Source organism: Pseudoponticoccus marisrubri (assembly GCF_001482405.1).
Classification (GTDB): Bacteria; Pseudomonadota; Alphaproteobacteria; order Rhodobacterales; family Rhodobacteraceae; genus Pseudoponticoccus; species Pseudoponticoccus marisrubri.
On sequence record NZ_LPXO01000022.1, the window covers coordinates 1 to 17,296 of the forward strand.

17 protein-coding genes and 1 tRNA gene are annotated in these 17,296 nt (G+C 67.4%); 9 read left to right on the plus strand and 9 right to left on the minus strand.

Annotated features, from left to right (window positions below; translation table 11 throughout):
• Positions 1 to 80: 80 nt before the first annotated feature.
• Both AVJ23_RS20615 and AVJ23_RS20620 read right to left on the minus strand, forming a co-directional pair.
• Entirely contained in the window at positions 81 to 1,307 is a 1,227-nt protein-coding gene (locus AVJ23_RS20615; RefSeq protein WP_157772746.1) for a site-specific integrase, read from the minus strand.
• Between the two features lie 94 nt (positions 1,308 to 1,401).
• A tRNA-Ile gene (locus AVJ23_RS20620) sits at positions 1,402 to 1,475 on the minus strand.
• A gap of 188 nt (positions 1,476 to 1,663) precedes the next feature.
• Between AVJ23_RS20620 and purM the strand changes: the two genes are divergently transcribed.
• The 4 genes from purM (at position 1,664) to AVJ23_RS20640 (ending at position 7,248) form a co-directional block, all read left to right on the plus strand.
• Positions 1,664 to 2,710: a phosphoribosylformylglycinamidine cyclo-ligase gene (gene purM, locus AVJ23_RS20625; RefSeq protein WP_058864126.1), complete on the plus strand. Its 1,047-nt coding sequence runs from the start codon at positions 1,664 to 1,666 to the stop codon at positions 2,708 to 2,710.
• Positions 2,707 to 3,306: a phosphoribosylglycinamide formyltransferase gene (gene purN, locus AVJ23_RS20630; RefSeq protein WP_084794832.1), complete on the plus strand. Its 600-nt coding sequence runs from the start codon at positions 2,707 to 2,709 to the stop codon at positions 3,304 to 3,306. The genes purM and purN overlap by 4 nt, the downstream gene beginning before the upstream one ends.
• 107 nt (positions 3,307 to 3,413) lie before the next feature.
• Entirely contained in the window at positions 3,414 to 4,571 is a 1,158-nt protein-coding gene (gene rnd / locus AVJ23_RS20635) for a ribonuclease D (protein ID WP_058864127.1), read from the plus strand.
• Between the two features lie 139 nt (positions 4,572 to 4,710).
• Complete coding sequence (locus tag AVJ23_RS20640) at positions 4,711 to 7,248, plus strand: penicillin-binding protein 1A (protein WP_058864128.1); 2,538 nt, start codon at positions 4,711 to 4,713, stop codon at positions 7,246 to 7,248.
• Positions 7,249 to 7,385: 137 nt separating this feature from the next.
• Here AVJ23_RS20640 and AVJ23_RS20645 read toward each other — a convergent pair whose 3' ends face one another.
• The gene (locus AVJ23_RS20645; protein WP_058864129.1) at positions 7,386 to 8,225 is read right to left on the minus strand and encodes an aminoglycoside phosphotransferase family protein; all 840 of its coding nucleotides are present in this window, start codon (positions 8,223 to 8,225) and stop codon (positions 7,386 to 7,388) included.
• An 80-nt stretch (positions 8,226 to 8,305) separates the two neighbouring features.
• Between AVJ23_RS20645 and prfB the strand changes: the two genes are divergently transcribed.
• Positions 8,306 to 9,430: a peptide chain release factor 2 gene (gene prfB, locus AVJ23_RS20650; RefSeq protein ID WP_058864130.1), complete on the plus strand. Its 1,125-nt coding sequence runs from the start codon at positions 8,306 to 8,308 to the stop codon at positions 9,428 to 9,430.
• 6 nt (positions 9,431 to 9,436) lie between these two features.
• On the opposite strand, the gene AVJ23_RS20655 is transcribed toward prfB, so the two are convergent.
• Positions 9,437 to 9,850 carry a PAN domain-containing protein gene (locus AVJ23_RS20655; RefSeq protein WP_058864131.1) on the minus strand — a complete coding sequence of 138 codons (414 nt, stop codon included), beginning with the start codon at positions 9,848 to 9,850 and terminating at the stop codon, positions 9,437 to 9,439.
• A 209-nt stretch (positions 9,851 to 10,059) separates the two neighbouring features.
• On the opposite strand from AVJ23_RS20655, the gene AVJ23_RS20660 reads away from it, so the two are divergent.
• Together AVJ23_RS20660 and AVJ23_RS20665 are read left to right on the plus strand one after the other, a co-directional pair.
• Entirely contained in the window at positions 10,060 to 10,860 is an 801-nt protein-coding gene (locus AVJ23_RS20660; RefSeq protein WP_058864132.1) for a DUF2189 domain-containing protein, read from the plus strand.
• A gap of 116 nt (positions 10,861 to 10,976) precedes the next feature.
• Positions 10,977 to 11,375: a c-type cytochrome gene (locus AVJ23_RS20665; protein WP_084794836.1), complete on the plus strand. Its 399-nt coding sequence runs from the start codon at positions 10,977 to 10,979 to the stop codon at positions 11,373 to 11,375.
• Positions 11,376 to 11,392: 17 nt separating this feature from the next.
• On the opposite strand, the gene AVJ23_RS20670 is transcribed toward AVJ23_RS20665, so the two are convergent.
• From AVJ23_RS20670 to AVJ23_RS20680, 3 genes are all read right to left on the minus strand, one after another.
• Positions 11,393 to 11,605, minus strand: a complete 213-nt coding sequence (locus tag AVJ23_RS20670) for a hypothetical protein (RefSeq protein WP_058864133.1) — start codon at positions 11,603 to 11,605, stop codon at positions 11,393 to 11,395.
• Positions 11,602 to 12,762: an aromatic ring-hydroxylating oxygenase subunit alpha gene (locus AVJ23_RS20675; protein WP_058864134.1), complete on the minus strand. Its 1,161-nt coding sequence runs from the start codon at positions 12,760 to 12,762 to the stop codon at positions 11,602 to 11,604. The genes AVJ23_RS20670 and AVJ23_RS20675 overlap by 4 nt, the downstream gene beginning before the upstream one ends.
• Before the next feature lie 106 nt (positions 12,763 to 12,868).
• Positions 12,869 to 13,630 carry a helix-turn-helix domain-containing protein gene (locus AVJ23_RS20680; protein ID WP_058864164.1) on the minus strand — a complete coding sequence of 254 codons (762 nt, stop codon included), beginning with the start codon at positions 13,628 to 13,630 and terminating at the stop codon, positions 12,869 to 12,871.
• A gap of 286 nt (positions 13,631 to 13,916) precedes the next feature.
• Here AVJ23_RS20680 and AVJ23_RS20685 point away from each other — a divergent pair, with 286 nt between their 5' ends.
• Entirely contained in the window at positions 13,917 to 14,243 is a 327-nt protein-coding gene (locus AVJ23_RS20685) for a hypothetical protein (RefSeq protein WP_157772747.1), read from the plus strand.
• A gap of 36 nt (positions 14,244 to 14,279) precedes the next feature.
• Here AVJ23_RS20685 and ilvN read toward each other — a convergent pair whose 3' ends face one another.
• Positions 14,280 to 14,840 carry an acetolactate synthase small subunit gene (gene ilvN / locus AVJ23_RS20690; protein WP_058864136.1) on the minus strand — a complete coding sequence of 187 codons (561 nt, stop codon included), beginning with the start codon at positions 14,838 to 14,840 and terminating at the stop codon, positions 14,280 to 14,282.
• A 37-nt stretch (positions 14,841 to 14,877) separates the two neighbouring features.
• Between ilvN and AVJ23_RS20695 the strand changes: the two genes are divergently transcribed.
• Positions 14,878 to 15,243: a hypothetical protein gene (locus AVJ23_RS20695; RefSeq protein WP_058864137.1), complete on the plus strand. Its 366-nt coding sequence runs from the start codon at positions 14,878 to 14,880 to the stop codon at positions 15,241 to 15,243.
• Here the strand turns inward: AVJ23_RS20695 and AVJ23_RS20700 are convergent, their stop codons facing one another.
• On the minus strand, positions 15,244 to 16,998 hold the full coding sequence (locus AVJ23_RS20700; protein WP_058864165.1) for an acetolactate synthase 3 large subunit: 1,755 nt from the start codon (positions 16,996 to 16,998) through the stop codon (positions 15,244 to 15,246). It abuts the gene before it with no gap.
• Between the last annotated feature and the right edge of the window lie 298 nt (positions 16,999 to 17,296).

Genomic DNA, 17,296 nt, shown 5'->3' on the forward strand with positions numbered 1-17,296 from the left:
CGCCACGAAACTGCAAACGCGTAACATCAACCAGCGGTGAGCCAGAGCCTCCAGTCTGGAAAGCGCTCAAGCGTCCCAAATTATCTGACGACGGACAGAATGGGCGCCCACTGTTTCGCCGCCGTCATGTGAGGTGTCTCGCGGACGTAGCCAAACTGGTTCGGCTTCGGCACATGGGACCGGGATGCACGAAGCAAGGCGATAGCCTCCTCGTCAGTGTATCCCTTCTCGCGGCTAGCGACCTGGCGGGGCTTTGGCTGACGCACCTTTTCGGCGACGTTCTCCGGCAAGCGTTCGTTTTCATAAGCCCATGCGAAAACGGAGCGCACCGTTGGCAGGTAGATATCGCTCACCGTCTTGGGCGAAAGCCTCTCCACGTTCATCAGGTGGTCGCGCCACGCGATCAGGTCTTTCTTCGTTACCTGCCGGGCGTCCTCGTGCCGTAAGAAGGTCCGCAGGTTGCGAATGACCGGCTCTTGTCGCTTGCCACCGTCCTTGAGAAACCCGGCCTGGACGCGGCTCCGGCGGTAGTCCTGCCAAAGCAGCGTCAAGTTGACGGGCTTGGTTGCCGCTTCCGCAGGGGGCTTGCTCACCACAGGGTCAGATGGCTGGCCAGTATATTCGCCACGGTCGCGCTCAAGGGTCCGGCGAAGCGCCTCTATCTCGGCGCGCATCATGTGCGTAGCGAAAGCCGCGCGTTCCGCCGTTCCTCTATCGGCTGAGAGATTGTTGTACGATAGGAATGCGTCGATTTCGTGCTCGACCTGGTGCGTCTCACCGGCGGCGAGTTCGCGCTGCAGGGCGGCAAGGCGAGCCTCGCGGCTGGACTGGTCCAGCGCACGCGCTTCCTTGAGACTCAGGAAGTCGAGGGACGCGTAAAGGGCGGCTATAGGATCGGAGGCGACCTCGCCAGCTTCCACCTTTTTCATCAGCTTATCGCGCTCGGCGGCTATCTCATCTTTGCCGGGATAACTGGCGCGGTTGGCTTCGTCAGCTTCAAGCGCTTCGTTGTAGCGCTGCCAAACGGCGTGCCGAAAGTCGGCGGTCGTTATCGGCGTCCTGGCAGGAGCCGGTTTCAGTGGTGCTGGGTCTTCCGCCTTTGCCTTCCGCTCGGCGGCGGCGATCTGCTTTTGAAGACGGGCGACCGCCGCCGGGTGAAGCCGGAGCGCAGTGCGTCGGTCAGCACCTAGTGGCGCCACCAGTTCGCCACGCGGTCGGTCAAGGAATGGCCGAAGCCGCTTGGGAACGGCGATCCTCGCGTAGAAACGCCCGTCTTTCTCTTTCCAATACCGGAGCTTTCCAGCCATCACGCACTCCGTTTCTGGCACAGACTTTGGAACCAGAAACGGCATAAGTGCACGAAACGCAAGGGTTTTGTTTGCGATCAGTGACTTAGCCCGGTAGGCCCGGAGGGACTCGAACCCCCAACCAAGGCGTTATGAGCGCCCTGCTCTAACCAATTGAGCTACAGGCCCACCGTGGCGATCTGAGTACCAGACGGCCGCGAGGCGTCAAGCGGGGATGCGCCCTGCGGCTCGGAACGCGCATGTCGGACCGCTTCTCCTGTCGGCCCCGAATCTCCGCGCGGCCCGCGTGGTCAACCGACGGCGTTGCAGGGGCGCACGCTTTGGGCTAAGCGCGGGCGCAATTCGGGGAGATGGTGATGAGCGACGGCAAGAACGGGCTGACCTACGCGCAGGCGGGCGTGGATATCGAGGCGGGCAATGCGCTGGTGGACCGGATCAAGCCCGCCGCCGCGGCCACGGCGCGCGATGGGGTGATGTCGGGCCTCGGCGGGTTCGGTGCGCTTTTCGACCTCAAGGCCGCGGGTTTCAGCGACCCGGTGCTCGTGGCGGCCACCGACGGGGTGGGCACCAAGCTGCGCATCGCCATCGACACCGGCCATGTGGATGGGGTGGGCGTCGATCTCGTGGCGATGTGCGTCAATGACCTGGTCTGCCAGGGGGCCGAGCCGCTCTTCTTCCTCGACTATTTCGCCACCGGCAAGCTGGAGACCGAGACCGCCGCGCGGGTGATCGAGGGCATTGCGCGGGGCTGCGCGGCCTCGGGCTGCGCGCTGATCGGCGGCGAGACGGCCGAGATGCCGGGCATGTACCCCTCGGGCGATTTCGACCTGGCGGGCTTTGCCGTGGGCGCGATGGAGCGCGGCACCGCGCTGCCCGCCGGCGTGTCCGAGGGCGACGTGCTGCTGGGGCTGGCCTCGGACGGGGTTCATTCCAACGGCTACAGCCTGGTGCGGCGGCTGGTCGAGCTGTCGGGGCTGGACTGGGCCGACGACTGCCCCTGGGCGGAGGGCTCGCTGGGGGCAGAGTTGCTGACGCCGACGCGGCTTTACGTTCGGCCCGTTCTGGCGGCGCTGCGCGCGGGCGGCGTTCATGCGCTGGCCCATATCACGGGCGGCGGTCTGACCGAGAACCTGCCGCGTGTCCTGCCCGAGGGGCTGGGCGCCGAGGTGGATCTTGCCGCGTGGGAGCTGCCGCCGGTCTTCCGTTGGCTGCGCGAGACGGGCGGGATCGACACGGCCGAGATGCTGCGCACCTTCAACTGCGGCATCGGCATGGTGCTGGCGGTCGAGGCCGGCCGCGCCGAAGCGCTGGCCGAGGGCCTGCGCGGCGCCGGCGAGACGGTGGTGCCGCTGGGCCGCGTGGTGCCGGGGCAGGGCGTGACCTACACGGGCGCGCCGGGGTGATCCGTGTCGCGATCCTGATCTCGGGCGGCGGGTCGAACATGGTCCGGCTGGTCGAAAGCATGACCGGCGACCACCCCGCGCGGCCCTGCGTTGTGCTTTCCAACCGGCCCGAGGCCGGCGGGCTGGAGCGGGCGCGCGCGCTTGGCGTGCCGACCGAGGTGGTCGATCACCGGCCCTTCGGCCGCGACCGGGCGGGGTTCGAGGCCGCGCTGCAGGCCGCGCTGGCACCCCATGCGCCCGACCTGATCTGCCTGGCCGGCTTTATGCGGGTGCTGACCGCGGGCTTCGTCGCGCCGTGGGAGGGCCGGATGCTGAACATCCACCCCTCGCTTCTGCCCAAATATCGCGGGCTGGACACCCATGCCCGCGCGCTGGCGGCGGGCGATGCCGAGGCGGGCTGCACCGTGCACGAGGTCACCGCCGCGCTGGATGACGGTCCCATCCTTGGCCAGGCGCGGGTGCCCGTGTTGCCCGGCGACACGCCCGACACGCTGGCCGAGCGGGTGCTGGCGCAGGAGCACCGGCTCTACCCGGCCGTGCTGCGCCGGGTGGCCGCGGGCAATCGCGCGCCGCTGATGCTGGACGCGACGGCCTGAGATCCCGGCCGCCGGGGCACGTTGCATCCCCAACGCAATGCTATAGGGTGGCCGCCACGCCGCGGACCCGCGCGCCAGACCACAGAACAGGACCTGCCGGAGCCGGAATGAAGACAGTGACCACGACCGAAGACCTCGCGGCCTTCTGCCAACGCGCCGCCGCCGAAGACTACGTGACGGTCGATACAGAGTTCCTGCGCGAACGCACCTATTACTCCAAGCTCTGCCTGATCCAGCTGGCCCTGCCGGGCCGGGGCGACGATGACGCGATCCTCGTCGACCCGCTGGAGGGCGACCTGTCGCTGGAGCCGCTGCTGGAGCTCTTCCGCGATCCCTCGACCGTCAAGGTGTTCCACGCCGCGCGGCAGGATCTGGAGATCTTCCATGTCGATCATGGGGTGATCCCCACGCCGCTCTTCGACACGCAGGTGGCCGCGATGGTCTGCGGCTTCGGCGAGCAGGTGGGCTACGAGACGCTGGTCAAGCGCATCGCCAAGCAGCAGCTGGACAAGTCCTCGCGCTTCACCGACTGGTCGCGCCGGCCGCTGACCGAGGCGCAGAAGACCTATGCGCTGGCCGATGTCACCCATCTGCGCCAGATCTACGAGTTCCTCGACCGGAAGCTGGAAGAGACCGGGCGCGCGCGCTGGGTCGCTGAAGAACTGGCGACGCTGACGGACCCCGAGACCTACATCACCCGGCCGGGCGAGGCGTGGAAGCGGATCAAGACCCGCTCCAACAGCCCGCGGTTCCTGGCCATCGTGCGGGCGCTGGCCACCTTCCGCGAGGCCTATGCGCAGGAGCGCAACGTGCCGCGCAACCGGGTGTTCAAGGATGACGCGCTGGTCGAGCTGGCCTCGACCAAGCCGGCCAACCTGCAGGATCTGGGCCGCTCGCGGCTGCTGTTGCGCGAGGCGCGCAAGGGGCCGATCGCCGAGGGCATCCTGCAGGCCGTGCAGGACGGGCTGAACTGCCCCAAGGAAGAGCTGCCCGATGCCACCAACCCGCGCGACAAGCTGCAGGTGAACCCGGCGCTGGCCGACCTGCTGCGCGTGCTCTTGAAGGCCAAGACCGAAAGCTCGGGCGTGGCCTCCAAGCTGATCGCGCCCTCGGCCGACCTCGATGCCATCGCCGCGGGGGCGCGCGACGTGCCGGCGCTGTCGGGCTGGCGGCGCGAGGTCTTCGGCGAGGACGCGCTGCGGCTCTGCGAGGGGCGCATCGCGCTGGCTGCCAAGGGGCGCGACGTCTCGGTGATCGAGCTCTGACCGGGGCCGGGGCTGGGCGCCGGCACGGAATCACCCCGCCGGCCCCTGACGCGCGGGATCGGCAATTCCCCGCGCGGATGTGTTTTGACCCAATGCGCGATGCGATATACTGAGCCCTTGTCTGACAAGGGAGCGGCGCGTGCTGCGATTCATCTTTTCCTTCTTCGGCGGGATCTTTGCCGTGGTCACAATGGGCGCCATGATGGTCGCGCTGACGGTGGGTGCGGTGTTCTGGATGTACGGGCGCGACGTGCGCAGCCATGAACACCTGGCCCAGTACACGCCGCCGACGATCAGCCGCATCTACTCGGTCGAGGGGCGCGTGATCGACGAGTTCGCGCAGGAACGCCGCCTCTTCACGCCCGCCAACGAGATCCCCGACCTGGTCAAGCACGCCTTCATCTCGGCCGAGGACAAGAATTTCTACACCCATTCGGGCTACGACATCCGCGGCATCGCCGCCGCCGCCGTTCAGGCGGTGCAAAGCCGCGGCCGCGATGTGCGCGGCGCCTCGACCATCACCCAGCAGGTGATGAAGAACTTCCTGCTGAAGGGCGAGCGCCCGGCCGAGCGCAAGATCAAGGAGATCATCCTCGCCAACCGGGTCGAGGAGGCGATGAGCAAGGACAAGATCCTCGAGCTCTACCTCAACGAGATCTTCCTGGGCCAGAATTCCTACGGCGTGACTGCCGCCGCGCAGGTCTATTTCAACAAGACCCTGAACGAGCTTGCCCCGCACGAGGCCGCCTTCCTTGCCTCGCTGCCCAAGGCGCCGTCCAACTATCACCCCGTGCGCGAGAAGGAGCGCCTGCTGGCGCGCCGGGACTTCGTGCTCGAAGAGATGTACGAGAACGGCTATATCGACGAGGCCACCTATGAGGCCGAGGTCGCGCAGCCGCTGCGCTCGGTCCAGAACGGCGATTTCGAACCTTATCAGCGCGGCCTGCCGCCGCGGGACTATTTCACCGACGAGATCCGGCGCCAGCTGACCAAGGATTTCGGCGAGGACCAGTTCTTCTCGGGCGGCTACTCGGTGCGCGCCACAATCGACCGCGAGATGCAGGTCGAGGCAGCCACCTCGCTGCGCCGCGCGCTGGAGCAGTATGACCGCGGGCTGGGCCGCTGGACCGGCACGGGCAAGACCATCCCGGCCGAGGCACTGGCCTCGGAAGAGGCTTGGCGCGCGGCGCTGGCGGATGTGCGCGTGGCGCGCGACGTCGATCTCGTCCATCCCTGGCACCCGGCCGTGGTGCTCGAGGTGCGCGAGAACGAGCTGGTGATCGGCATCGAGGACGTGGCGCTGGACGACCCGCGCGGCAACCGCGTGCCGCGGTCCGACACGAACTGGTTCACCGGCAACCTCTTCGAGAATTTCGACGAGGGCGACGTAATCCATGTCCGCCAGATGACCGATGATTCCAGCGGCGCCTTCCTGCGCTGGTCGTTGCGGCAGGTGCCCAAGGTGCAGGGCGGCTTCATGGCGATGGACGTCAATACCGGCCGCGTGATCGCCATGCAGGGCGGATTTTCCTACCAGCATTCGGTCTTCAACCGCGCCACGCAGGCGCAGCGCCAGCCGGGGTCGAGCTTCAAGCCCTTCGTCTATGCCTCGGCGCTGGATTCGGGCTACACGCCCGCCACGATCGTGGTCGACGCGCCGATCGAGATCGACACGCCGCAGGGCGTGTGGCGGCCCAAGAACGCGTCGAACCGCTTCTACGGGCCGACACCGCTGCGCACCGGGATCGAGCGGTCGCGCAACCTGATGACCATCCGCCTCGCGCAGGAGGTCGGCATCGACGTGGTTGCGCGCTATGCCGAGAAATTCGGCGTCTACGACAACATGGGCCGCAACCTGGCCAATGCGCTGGGGGCGGACGAGACCACGCTGTTCAACATGGTCGCCGCCTACGCGATGTTCGCCAATGGCGGCGAGCGGGTCGAGCCGACGCTGGTCGACCGCGTGCAGGACCGCTACGGCGCCACGATCTACAGCCACGACGCGGCCGAGGGGAACCGCCGGGTCTGCGTCGATTGCGACGAGCCCGACCTTGCCCCGGGCCGCGGCCCGCGCATCGTGAACGAGCGCGAACGGGTCATGGACGCGATCACCGCCTACCAGCTGACCTCGATGATGCGTGGCGTGGTCGAGCGCGGCACTGCCAGCAAGACGGTCAACCTGTCGGTGCCGACCGCGGGCAAGACCGGCACGACCAACGATGCCAAGGACGTGTGGTTCGTGGGCTTCACCTCCAGCATCGTGGCCGGCTGCTATATTGGCTATGACACGCCGCGCCCGCTGGGCCGCGGGGCCTCGGGCGGGGGCATGTGCGGGCCGGTCTTCAACCGCTTCATGCAAAAGGCCGTGGCGAAATACGGCGCGGGCGAGTTCGACGTGCCGGCCGCCTGCGATTTCATCAAGATCGACCGCTTCTCGGGCGCGCGCCTTTCGGCCGATGCCTCGGGGCCCAACGTGGTCTCGGAATGCTTCCGCGAGGGCGAGGACCCGCTCTTCGGCATCCAGTTCGACGGTGGCTTCGCGGTCTCCGGCAGCTTCGACCTGATCCGCCCCGAAGGCGGCAACGCGGCCCGCGAGGTCACCACCTCCACCGGTCGCAAGGCCGTGGTGGGGCCCAAGGCGGGCTTCGGCACGCTCTCCTCGGGCGGGCTGTACTGATCGGGCGTCGGGGCGCACGTCGCCCCGCATCAGCAATGGGGCGGAGGCCGCCCCGCATCAGCAATGGGGCGTTTGCCGCCCCGTTCGGGCAAAGGGGGTGGCCACGGCCAAGGCAATGGGGGCGGTGGTCGCGCCGCCTAGGCGTCGGATGCAAGGGCGAGCAGCCGGGCCAGCAGATCGGCCTCGGCATCGCCCTCCAGCACCCCCTTGGCACGCCACGCGATGGAAAGCGCCGTCTTGGCCGCCGCCCACCGGGCGAGCCGCTGCGGCGTCGCCTGCACCGCGTCTGAAAACAGCGCCAACCGCCGGGCCAAGAGATCACCGTCGCGCTGCGCGCCGGCGCAGCCCCTGGGGTTGCGAAAGGCGTTGGCCAGCTCATAGCCCGGATCGCCCAGCACCCCCTTGGCGTCGATCACCACGGGCCCGGCCGCCGTGTCGATCACGTTGTCATGATGCAGATCGCCATGCAGGGGCGCCTGATCCGACCTGGCCAGCAGCGCCTCTGCCAGCGCGGATGCCCGGCCCATGTCGCGGCGCAGATCGTCAGGGCAGGCGGGGCCGCAGCGCAGCTGCCGCAGCGCCTCGAACCAGTCGGCCAGCACGGGCAGGCCGGGCGGCGGGCCGATCCGCGTGGCCCGCAGCGCGGCGGCACAGCCGGCCAGCCGCTCATCGGCGCGGACCAGCTGTCCCGCGCGGGCGAGATCGCCCAGCGTCGGCCCGGCCAGCCGGTCCATCAGCACCCAGCCCGGCCCATGCGCCCGCACCGGCACGACCGGTGCGCCCGCCGCCTGCCAGGCCTGCATCAGCGCGGCGCCGCCGGCTTCGTTCCCCGCATGGCCACGCCGGTAGAGCTTGAGCACCCGGTCAGCGCCCGCTGCATCAAGCACGCGCCACAGCTGCGCCGCCGGGGTCTCGGCCAGCGGTTCCGGCGCGCGCAGCCCCTCGGCCGCCATGATCCGCGACAGCTGATCTGCCATGTCGGTGCGTGCCTCCTTGCTCCGATCCCGGGCCCTTGGTATCACGCAGGCCTTGAAAGGCACGATAGAGGCAGGACCCGATGCGCGCGGAAGCTCAGAGCAATGTCGACAAGGTGCGGAAGTCACTGGACCTTCTGGCCCAGCGCCTGGGTGTCGAGACCGCCCAGCACCGGCTGGAGGAATTCAACGCGCGGGTCGAGGACCCCAACCTGTGGGATGACCCGGCCGCCGCGCAGAAGCTGATGCGCGACCGCCAGAGCCTTGTCGACGCGATGGAGACCTACGAGTCCATCAAGCAGGAGCTGGACGACCAGGTCGAGCTGATCGAGATGGGCGAGGCGGAAGAGGATGACGAGGTCGTCGCCGAGGCCGAAGCGGCGCTGGGTTCGCTGGTCGAGAAGGCCGCCAAGAAGGAGCTCGAGGCGCTGCTCAACGGCGAGACCGACGGCAACGACGCGTTCCTCGAGATCAAGGCCGGGGCCGGCGGCACCGAGGCCTGCGACTGGGCGCAGATGCTGGCGCGCATGTATGTCCGCTGGGCCGAGAAGCGCGGCTTCGAGGTGGAGCTGCAGGAGGAACAGGCCGGCGCCGAGGCGGGCATCAAGTCCGCCACCTACCAGATCAAGGGCAAGAACGCCTATGGCTGGCTGAAATCGGAATCCGGCACGCACCGGCTGGTGCGGATCTCGCCCTTCGGCAAGGGCACGCGCGAGACCTCGTTCGCGGCGGTGGGCGCCTACCCGGTGATCGACGACAATATCGAGATCGAGGTGAACCCGGCCGATATCCGCATCGACACGTTCCGCTCCTCGGGTGCGGGCGGGCAGCACGTGAACACGACCGACTCGGCCGTGCGGATCACCCACGCGCCCACCGGCATCGTCGTGACCAGTTCCGAGAAATCCCAGCACCAGAACCGCGACATCGCCATGAAGGCCCTGAAATCAAGGCTTTACCAGATGGAACTCGACCGGCGGAACGCCGAGGTCAACGCCCTGCACGAGGCCAAGGGCGATGCCGGCTGGGGCAACCAGATCCGGTCCTACGTGCTGCAGCCCTACCAGATGGTGAAGGACCTGCGCACCAACCACGAGACCGCCGATACCGGCGGCGTGCTGGATGGCAATCTGGATCCGTTCATGGAGGCCACGCTGGCCCTGCAGGTCGCCGGCAAGAGCCGCGCCGAGGCGGCCGCCGAGGACTAGGCGCGCTCAGCGCCGTGCCAGGCCGCTGGTGCAGCACTCGTCGACCCGACCCGGCGGCACGTCGCCCTTTTTCCAGCACATCGCTGAGTCGGCCTGGACACCGGGATTGACATAGGTCCAAGCCGCGCAGCGCGTGTCCGCGGCGCAGAGCAGCGCGCAGGTCCCGGTATCGGGCACCGGAATGCCGGTCTGCAGGTCGCGCCCGGGGATATTCACGTTCACCACGTGGCTGTGGCGCGCCAGCAGCCCGGTGATCTCGCCGGGCGACAGGGTGCCCTCGGCGAGGCCCGGGCGCGGCGCGTCGGGATCGGAGGAGGCCGCGGGTGGCGCCGGCTGCAACTGATCGCCGGACGGGGTGTCCTCGACGGAATTGCCCTGCGCGTGGCCGCCGGTGACCCAGAGCGTCAGGGCAAGCGACATAGCAGTCAGACGGCGCGACATGGCAGGACCTGCATTTGCGGATACCTGCTAGCCTGCCCGGAAACCCGCGTGCTGTCCAGATCTGCGTGCCCCCGGACGCCGGCGCCGGTCCGACCACTGCCGCGCGGCGGCAACCGTGGTGACACAAGGCGTCTTGCCCGGCCCGGCCACATGCCGTTTAGTGAATGTCGGACAGGGGAGGGTCTGACATGCCAGATACACCGAAACCCGGCGTGCCCGAACTGGGCCCGGTGGACATCTCGCTGCTGAAAGAGGCGCTGCGCCGCGGCTGGGGTGACCTGAAACGCGCCCCCGGCTTCGCGCTGGTCTTTGCCGGGGTCTATGTGCTGGGCGGCTGGATGATGATCTGGGTCACCTGGATCACCGGGCAGAGCTATTGGCTGGTCTTCGCCGCGATCGGCTTTCCGCTGATCGCGCCCTTTGCCGCGGTGGGCTTCTACGACATCAGCCGGCGGATCGAGCAGGGCCGACCGCTCGACTGGATGCAGATCTTCTCGGTGATCCTGCGGCAGTCACGCCGGCAGCTGCCCTCGATCAGCGCGATCATCATCGTCGTCTTCCTGTTCTGGTTCTTCCTCGCGCACATGATCTTTGCGCTCTTCCTCGGCCTGTCGACCATGACCAATGTCTCGACCTCCTACGACATCTACCTGACCTCGAACGGGCTGATGATGCTGGGGGTGGGCACGCTGGTCGGCGCGGGCTTTGCCACGCTGCTCTACATGATCACCGTGCTGTCGCTGCCGCTGCTGCTGGACCGCGAGATCGATTTCGTCACGGCGATGATCACCTCGTTCCAATACGTGCAGAGCCACCCGGTGCCGATGTTCCTCTGGGCGGCGTTCATCGCGGTCTTTACCTTCGTGTCGATGCTGCCGGGCTTTGTCGGGCTGTTCCTGTCGCTGCCGTTGCTGGGCCACGCCACGTGGCACCTCTATGACATGATCGCCTATGGCACGGCGCCGCATGGGCACCCGGCCGCCGCCTGAGATCACGGCGCCGTGATCTGGATCAAACCGGACATATATCGTTTCCTCTATACTTGAACCGCTGGTTCCCGTTGGCATGGGGCTGGCGGTCCAGCGCTGGAGGAGGAGGAACGATCATGTCGATCCTGAAATGGCTCTGCGTTGCCGCGCTGTCGCTGACCGCCCACGCGGCAAGCGCACAGAACGCGGAATACGGAGAGGAGTTGTACCAGCAGTTCTGCGCCACCTGTCACGGCGCTTCGGGCGAGGGCGACGGGCCCCTGACCCAGATGATGACGACCTCGGTGCCCGATCTGACCGGTCTGGCTGAGGCGAATGACGGCGCGTTCCCGATGCTGAACGTGCTGCACATCATCGACGGGCGCGACGACCTGCGGGCCCATGGCGGGCCGATGCCGGTCTATGGCGCGCTCTTCTCGGAGACGAGCGAGGTCAACTCGGCCTATGCCGACGTGCTGTACCGGCGCGGCCGGATCCTGTCGCTCGCCTATTACCTGGAGAGCCTGCAGAAATGAGTGCGGGGGCGCGGGGTTCAGGCCTCGCGCCCCTCGGCGCAAAGGCGGGCATGCAGTTGCGCCGCGCGCCCGTCGCCCAGTTCCAGCGCGAAGACATAGGCATGGGTCAGGAAGAACCCCGCCGCGTCGGCGTCGTTCACGCTGTCGGCGGCCTGCGTGTACAGCCCCACCAGCGCGCGCGTGTCGGCGCGGGCATGGGCGTCCAGCAGGCTGTCGTCGAGCGCCCTCATTCCGCCGCCTCCGCCTGTCCGCGATGCGCCATCAGCCGCATCGCCACCCAGTCGTGGAAGCAATGCGTGGGCCCATCCATCGCCGGCGAGAAGCGGCCCCCGTCGAACCCCGCCGCGTGGCGGCCGCGCTGCATCCCCTCTACCACGAAGATGTCCTCTTCGAAGACGGTCTTCCACAGCTGCGTGTTGCGTTGGCGCAGCCCGCTGTCGGTCTTGGGCTGCGCGTAGTAGAGATGCACGTTCTCGACTGTGCGGTCCGGCCCCTCGGGCACGACGATGATCGCGTAGGCGTGGTCGCGATGCACGCCCAGCAGCACGTTGGGATAGACTGCCAAGTACTCGGCCGCGGTGTTCCAGCGCTCGGACAGCCCGTCGAAATCCGGGAAGGGATCGCCGTTCTCGTTCAGCACCTGCCGGTAGACCAGCGTGCCCTGGCCCGAGAAGGCGCCGGGCTGTTCGATATTGTAGTGATCCTCAAGCCGGGAATAGGAGTTCAGGCCGGGATGCACCCAGGGCAGGTGGTAGCTTTCGCAGTAGTTCTCGACCGCGAGCTTCCAGTTGCCGGCCACCTCCAGCGTGATCACGCTGTCGCCGCCGCCATGGTGGAGCGGCTGCTCGAACTCGGCCCAGCGGGCCATCACCGGGGCCATGGCCTCTTCAAACGGCGGCGCGTCGCCCGAGATGTTGATCCACACGACGTCGCGCCAGACATGGCTGCGCACCTCGACCAGCCCCAGCGTCGCCCGGTCGATCGCGTCATGCACGTTGCGCCCGGGCCCGCCCACATGCGGGGTCGAGACGAGCCGGCCATCGGTGCCGTAGCACCAGGAATGGTAGGGGCAGCGGATCGCCCCCTCGATCTTGCGCGGCTCCTCGACCAGGATCATGCCGCGATGCCGGCAGATGTTCTGGAAGACGCGCACGGCGCCGTCCTTGCCGCGGATCAGCAGCAGCGGCATGCCTAGAAAGGTGATGGGCTTCGCGTCGCCCGCCTCGGGCACGTCCGCGGCCACGGCAAGGCCCGACCACGTGCCGAAGAGCAGCGCCTCGCGCTCCTCGGCATAGGTGGCCGGGTCGATGTAATGGGCGTTGGGCAGGCCATGGGCCTCGGCCACCGGGCGGCGGACATTGGCAAGCGTGTCGGCGGTGCGGGTCATGCGCGGGCTCCCGTATTCGTCAGGTGCCTTTCTCGCTAGCCCGCGGAGCCGATGCCGTCCCGCCCGTTCCCGACACGGATCGCCGCGCAGCGACGCGCGGCACGCGTCAGGAAAACGGCGTGCCCACCTGCAGCAGCTGCCGATGATAGGGGATCAGGTCATCCGCCGTGCAGAACCCCGCGCCGCGCGCGGCGGGCAGCACGTCCTTCAGCTTGCGCGCCACGTATTCGAAGACCAGCCGCTCGATCCGGCGCCCGGCGACACCCTCGCGCACGGTGCGCGCGGTATAGCCCACCCAGTAGTTGTTCTCGAAGGTGGGCACGCGGGCGAGGTAGTTGAACGAGGCGGTGGACGCGCCCTTGCGGCTGACCAGCGCCGCCACCCCGTCGCTCTGGGGCAGGATCGCGCCGCGGAACTCGCGCATGGCGGGGCTCATGGACAGGCCCTGCTGGCGCATGGCGTCCTTGGCCTCGAACCCCTTCATGAAGGTGCCGTCATCTGCGCGGAAGACGTAGACCACGCCCGTGACATAGCTGTCCTCGGTCAGGAAACTGCGCCGCGAGAAACGGTAGAAGCCGCTCGGGAAGTCCTCTTCGGGAACGGGACGGGCCGCGCTGCCCAGGAAATCGGCGATGGCGGGGTGACGCAGGATGCCCTCGTCGACGGTCGAGATCTGGTCCACCGGTTCCAGCAGGATACGCGCATCGACGCCGAAATAGGTGCAGATCCGGTGCAGCACGTCCGGCCGGGGAAAGCTTTCGCCGGCAAGGTAACGGTTGAATTGTGTCCGATTGATCCCGAGTTCGCGGCACAAGGCCGAAATCGAGACCGAGGTACCGGCCAGTTGACGCAGGTTTGCGCCAAGCATGCTGCGCAGCTCGGCAGGGCTGGGCCGATGAGGCGGCGAGGAGTCGGGTCCGGAGGGCATCTTCGCACTCTTATAAGTTGCTTGTTCTGTTGTGAAAACACTCGCCGAGACCTGTTCCTGCACGACTTGTACCACCTCTGTCTCTAGTTGGCGTCACTGTTGATGCTTACTCGCATCAAACCTGCCCAGATGCGGCACAAAAATCAAGGCGCCGACGCATGAAAACGAATGTTCTGTCTCAAAAGATTCATTCAATCTTTGGAGGTAGCTAACCAGAGAGTGCGTCATGGAAGATCGAATGTACGGAGTGGTGCTCTGGGCGGATCCCAGCGACAGCAAGGCGGTGATCTGGTGTGAAGATCACGGCAACCTCGCGTATTACTCCGCTGCCGAGCAGCCGGAGCAGAACATGCATCAGGGGATGGCGCTGGATGCGGGGGACCTGATCCAGTTCGACATGCGCGAGGACCGGGTCTGTCGCCGGGCGCGCAACCTGCGCCGGGTCGATGTGGGCTTTGCACCCACGCTGGCCGAGAAGCTGCAAGGCGGCGGCCGGAAGGGCGGGGAGGACAATGTCGTCGCCTTCCCCGCGGCACGGCGCGCCGTCGGCTGACCGACGGCGACGCCCGATCGCGTCAGGCGCGCGGGCTCAGTTGCCCCGCGCCAGCGCGGCCACACCGGTCCGCGCGATCTCGAGCAGGCCCAGCGGACGCATCAGGTCGGCAAAGGCGTCAATCTTGTCGGGCGTGCCGGTGATCTGGAAGACGAAGCTTTCCAGCGTCGAATCCACCACGTTGGCGCGAAAGATGTCGGCCAGGCGCAGCGCCTCGACCCGCTTCTCGCCGGCGCCGCCCACCTTGATCAGGGCCAGTTCACGCTCCACCGACTTGCCCTCGACCGTCAGGTCGTGAACCTCGTGCACCGGCACGATGCGGCCCAGTTGGGCCTTGATCTGCTCGATCACCTGCGGCGTGCCCGTGGTGACGATGGTGATGCGGCTCAGATGGCCCTGGTGGTCGACCTCGGCCACGGTCAGGCTCTCGATATTGTAGCCGCGCCCCGAGAACAGGCCGATCACCCGCGCCAGCACGCCGGGCTCGTTCTCGACCAGCACCGCAAGCGTGTGCGTCTCCTGCACGTCCGAGAAATTGGGACGCAGGTTGTAGGCCGAATGCTTCGACGAGCCTTTCTTGATATTCAGTGCAGACATTTCAGAGCCTCGGGTTTTCGATTGAGAGGAGAAACGGATGTTGATTGAGGGGCGGCGACCGCTGGGGGATGTCCTGTCGGAGGTGGCCTGTCCGGCCTCGCACGACCTGATCGCGCGCCTGGCTGCGAGCGAGCGCTTTGCCGTGCAACCGCTGAAGGTGCAGCTGATCGTCTCCCTCGACGGCGACAGGCTGGGCGGGTTCAGCCAACCGGGCGCGCGCTGGTTCCTGCGGATCAAGACGCTGATCGACAGCGATCTTCTCGGCAGCCGCAGCGGGCGCATTCCGGAGGGGTTTCACTGGCGCAGCCATCCGCGGTCCAATCCACATCTCTGGGTCGGGGGCAACAGCGCGGCCCCGGTCTTCGAGGCCGCGCTGCACGATATCACCGGCAGGCCGGTCTGATCACACCAAGACCGCGCCCTTGGTGCCGATGGCATCCTTGGTCGAGGCCTCGCCCAGCAGCATCTTGTTGTGCGGCTCGCCCGAGGGGATCATCGGGAAGCAGTTCTCGTGCTTCTCGACGAGGCAGTCGAAGATCACCGGCCCGTCATGCTCGATCATCTCCATGATCGCGTCGTCCAGGTCGGCCGGGTCGCTGACGCAGATGCCCTTGGCGCCGAAAGCCTCGGCCAGCTTGACGAAATCGGGCAGCGCCTCGGACCAGCTGTGCGAATAGCGCTCGCCATGCAGCAGCTCCTGCCACTGGCGCACCATGCCCAGCCGTTCGTTGTTCAGGATGAACTGCTTGACCGGCAGGCGGAACTGCACCGCGGTGCCCATCTCCTGCATGTTCATCAGCCAGGACGCCTCGCCGGCCACGTTGATGACCAGCGCCTCGGGATGGGCGATCTGCACGCCGATCGACGCCGGGAAGCCGTAGCCCATGGTGCCGAGGCCGCCGGAGGTCATCCAGCGGTTGGGATCCTCGAAGCCCATGTACTGCGCGGCCCACATCTGATGCTGGCCGACCTCGGTGCAGACATAACGGTCGCGCCCCTTGGTCAGCGCCTCCAGCCGGGCCAGCGCGTGCTGCGGCTTGATCGACTTGGGCGAGGGCTTGAAGGAGAGGCAGTCGGTCTTCTTCCACTCCTCGATCTGCGCCCACCAGCGCGACAGCGCCTCGCGGTTGACCTTGCGGCCGCGCGCCTTCCACAGGTTCAGCACGTCCTCCAGCACGTGGCCCACATCGCCCACGATCGGGAAGTCGGTCTTGACCACCTTGTTGATCGACGAGGGGTCGATGTCGATATGCGCCTTCTTCGACTGCGGGCTGAACGCGTCGATCCGCCCGGTGATCCGGTCGTCGAAGCGCGCGCCCACGTTGATCATCAGGTCGCAGCCATGCATGGCGAGATTGGCCTCGTAGAGCCCGTGCATCCCCAGCATGCCCAGCCAGTTCTTGCCCGAGGCGGGGTAGGCGCCGAGGCCCATCAGCGTCGAAGTGATCGGGAAGCCCGTCGCCTCGACCATCTCGCGCAGCAGCTGGCTGGCGGCCGGGCCGGAGTTGATCACGCCGCCGCCGGTATAGAAGACCGGGCGGGTTGCCGTTTCGATCGCCTCGACCAGGTCCTCGATCATCTCGGGATCGCCCTTGACCCGCGGCTGGTAATGGCTGACCGACACGCGCGGCGGCGGCGTATAGCTCGCCGAGGCGAACTGCACGTCCTTGGGGATGTCGACCAGCACCGGGCCGGGACGGCCCGAGCGCGCCACGTGAAAGGCCTCGTGGATGGTGGGCGCCAGCTTCTCGGTCTCCTTCACCAGCCAGTTATGCTTGGTGCAGGGCCGGGTGATGCCCACCGTGTCGGCTTCCTGGAAGGCGTCCGAGCCGATCATGAAGGTCGGCACCTGTCCGGTCAGCACGACCAGCGGGATCGAATCCATCAGCGCATCGGTCAGCCCGGTCACCGCGTTGGTGGCGCCGGGCCCCGAGGTCACCAGCACGACGCCGGGCTTGCCGGTCGAGCGGGCATAGCCCTCGGCCGCGTGCACCGCACCCTGTTCATGCCGCACCAGGATGTGGCGGATGTCGTTCTGCTGAAACACCTCGTCGTAAATCGGTAGAACGGCGCCGCCGGGATACCCGAATACGACGTCCACGCCCTGATCCTTGAGGGCCTGGACCACCATTTTCGCTCCGGTCATCTGACGTGTCATCTGCATTCTCCGTTCACGACACTTCGGTTCTGTTGCGCATAAAAAAGCCCCCGGTCGGCTGACGGGGGGCGCATGGGGTCCTCAATGGGTGTCCGTTACCGGCCCATGCGCCTGTTTCCTACGATTACCAGCAGGGTGCACATGACCCGGGGCTCCTTTCGTATGCGCTCGCGACATTAGGAGAGGGCCGTCGGGCCGTCAACCGCTGCACCTGCGAAAAGCGCGCCCGCGGGATGAAAAAATTGCGCGATCCGCCCGGCCTGCGACATTTTCGGCAAGGCCTTGCCGAGCAGGCCCG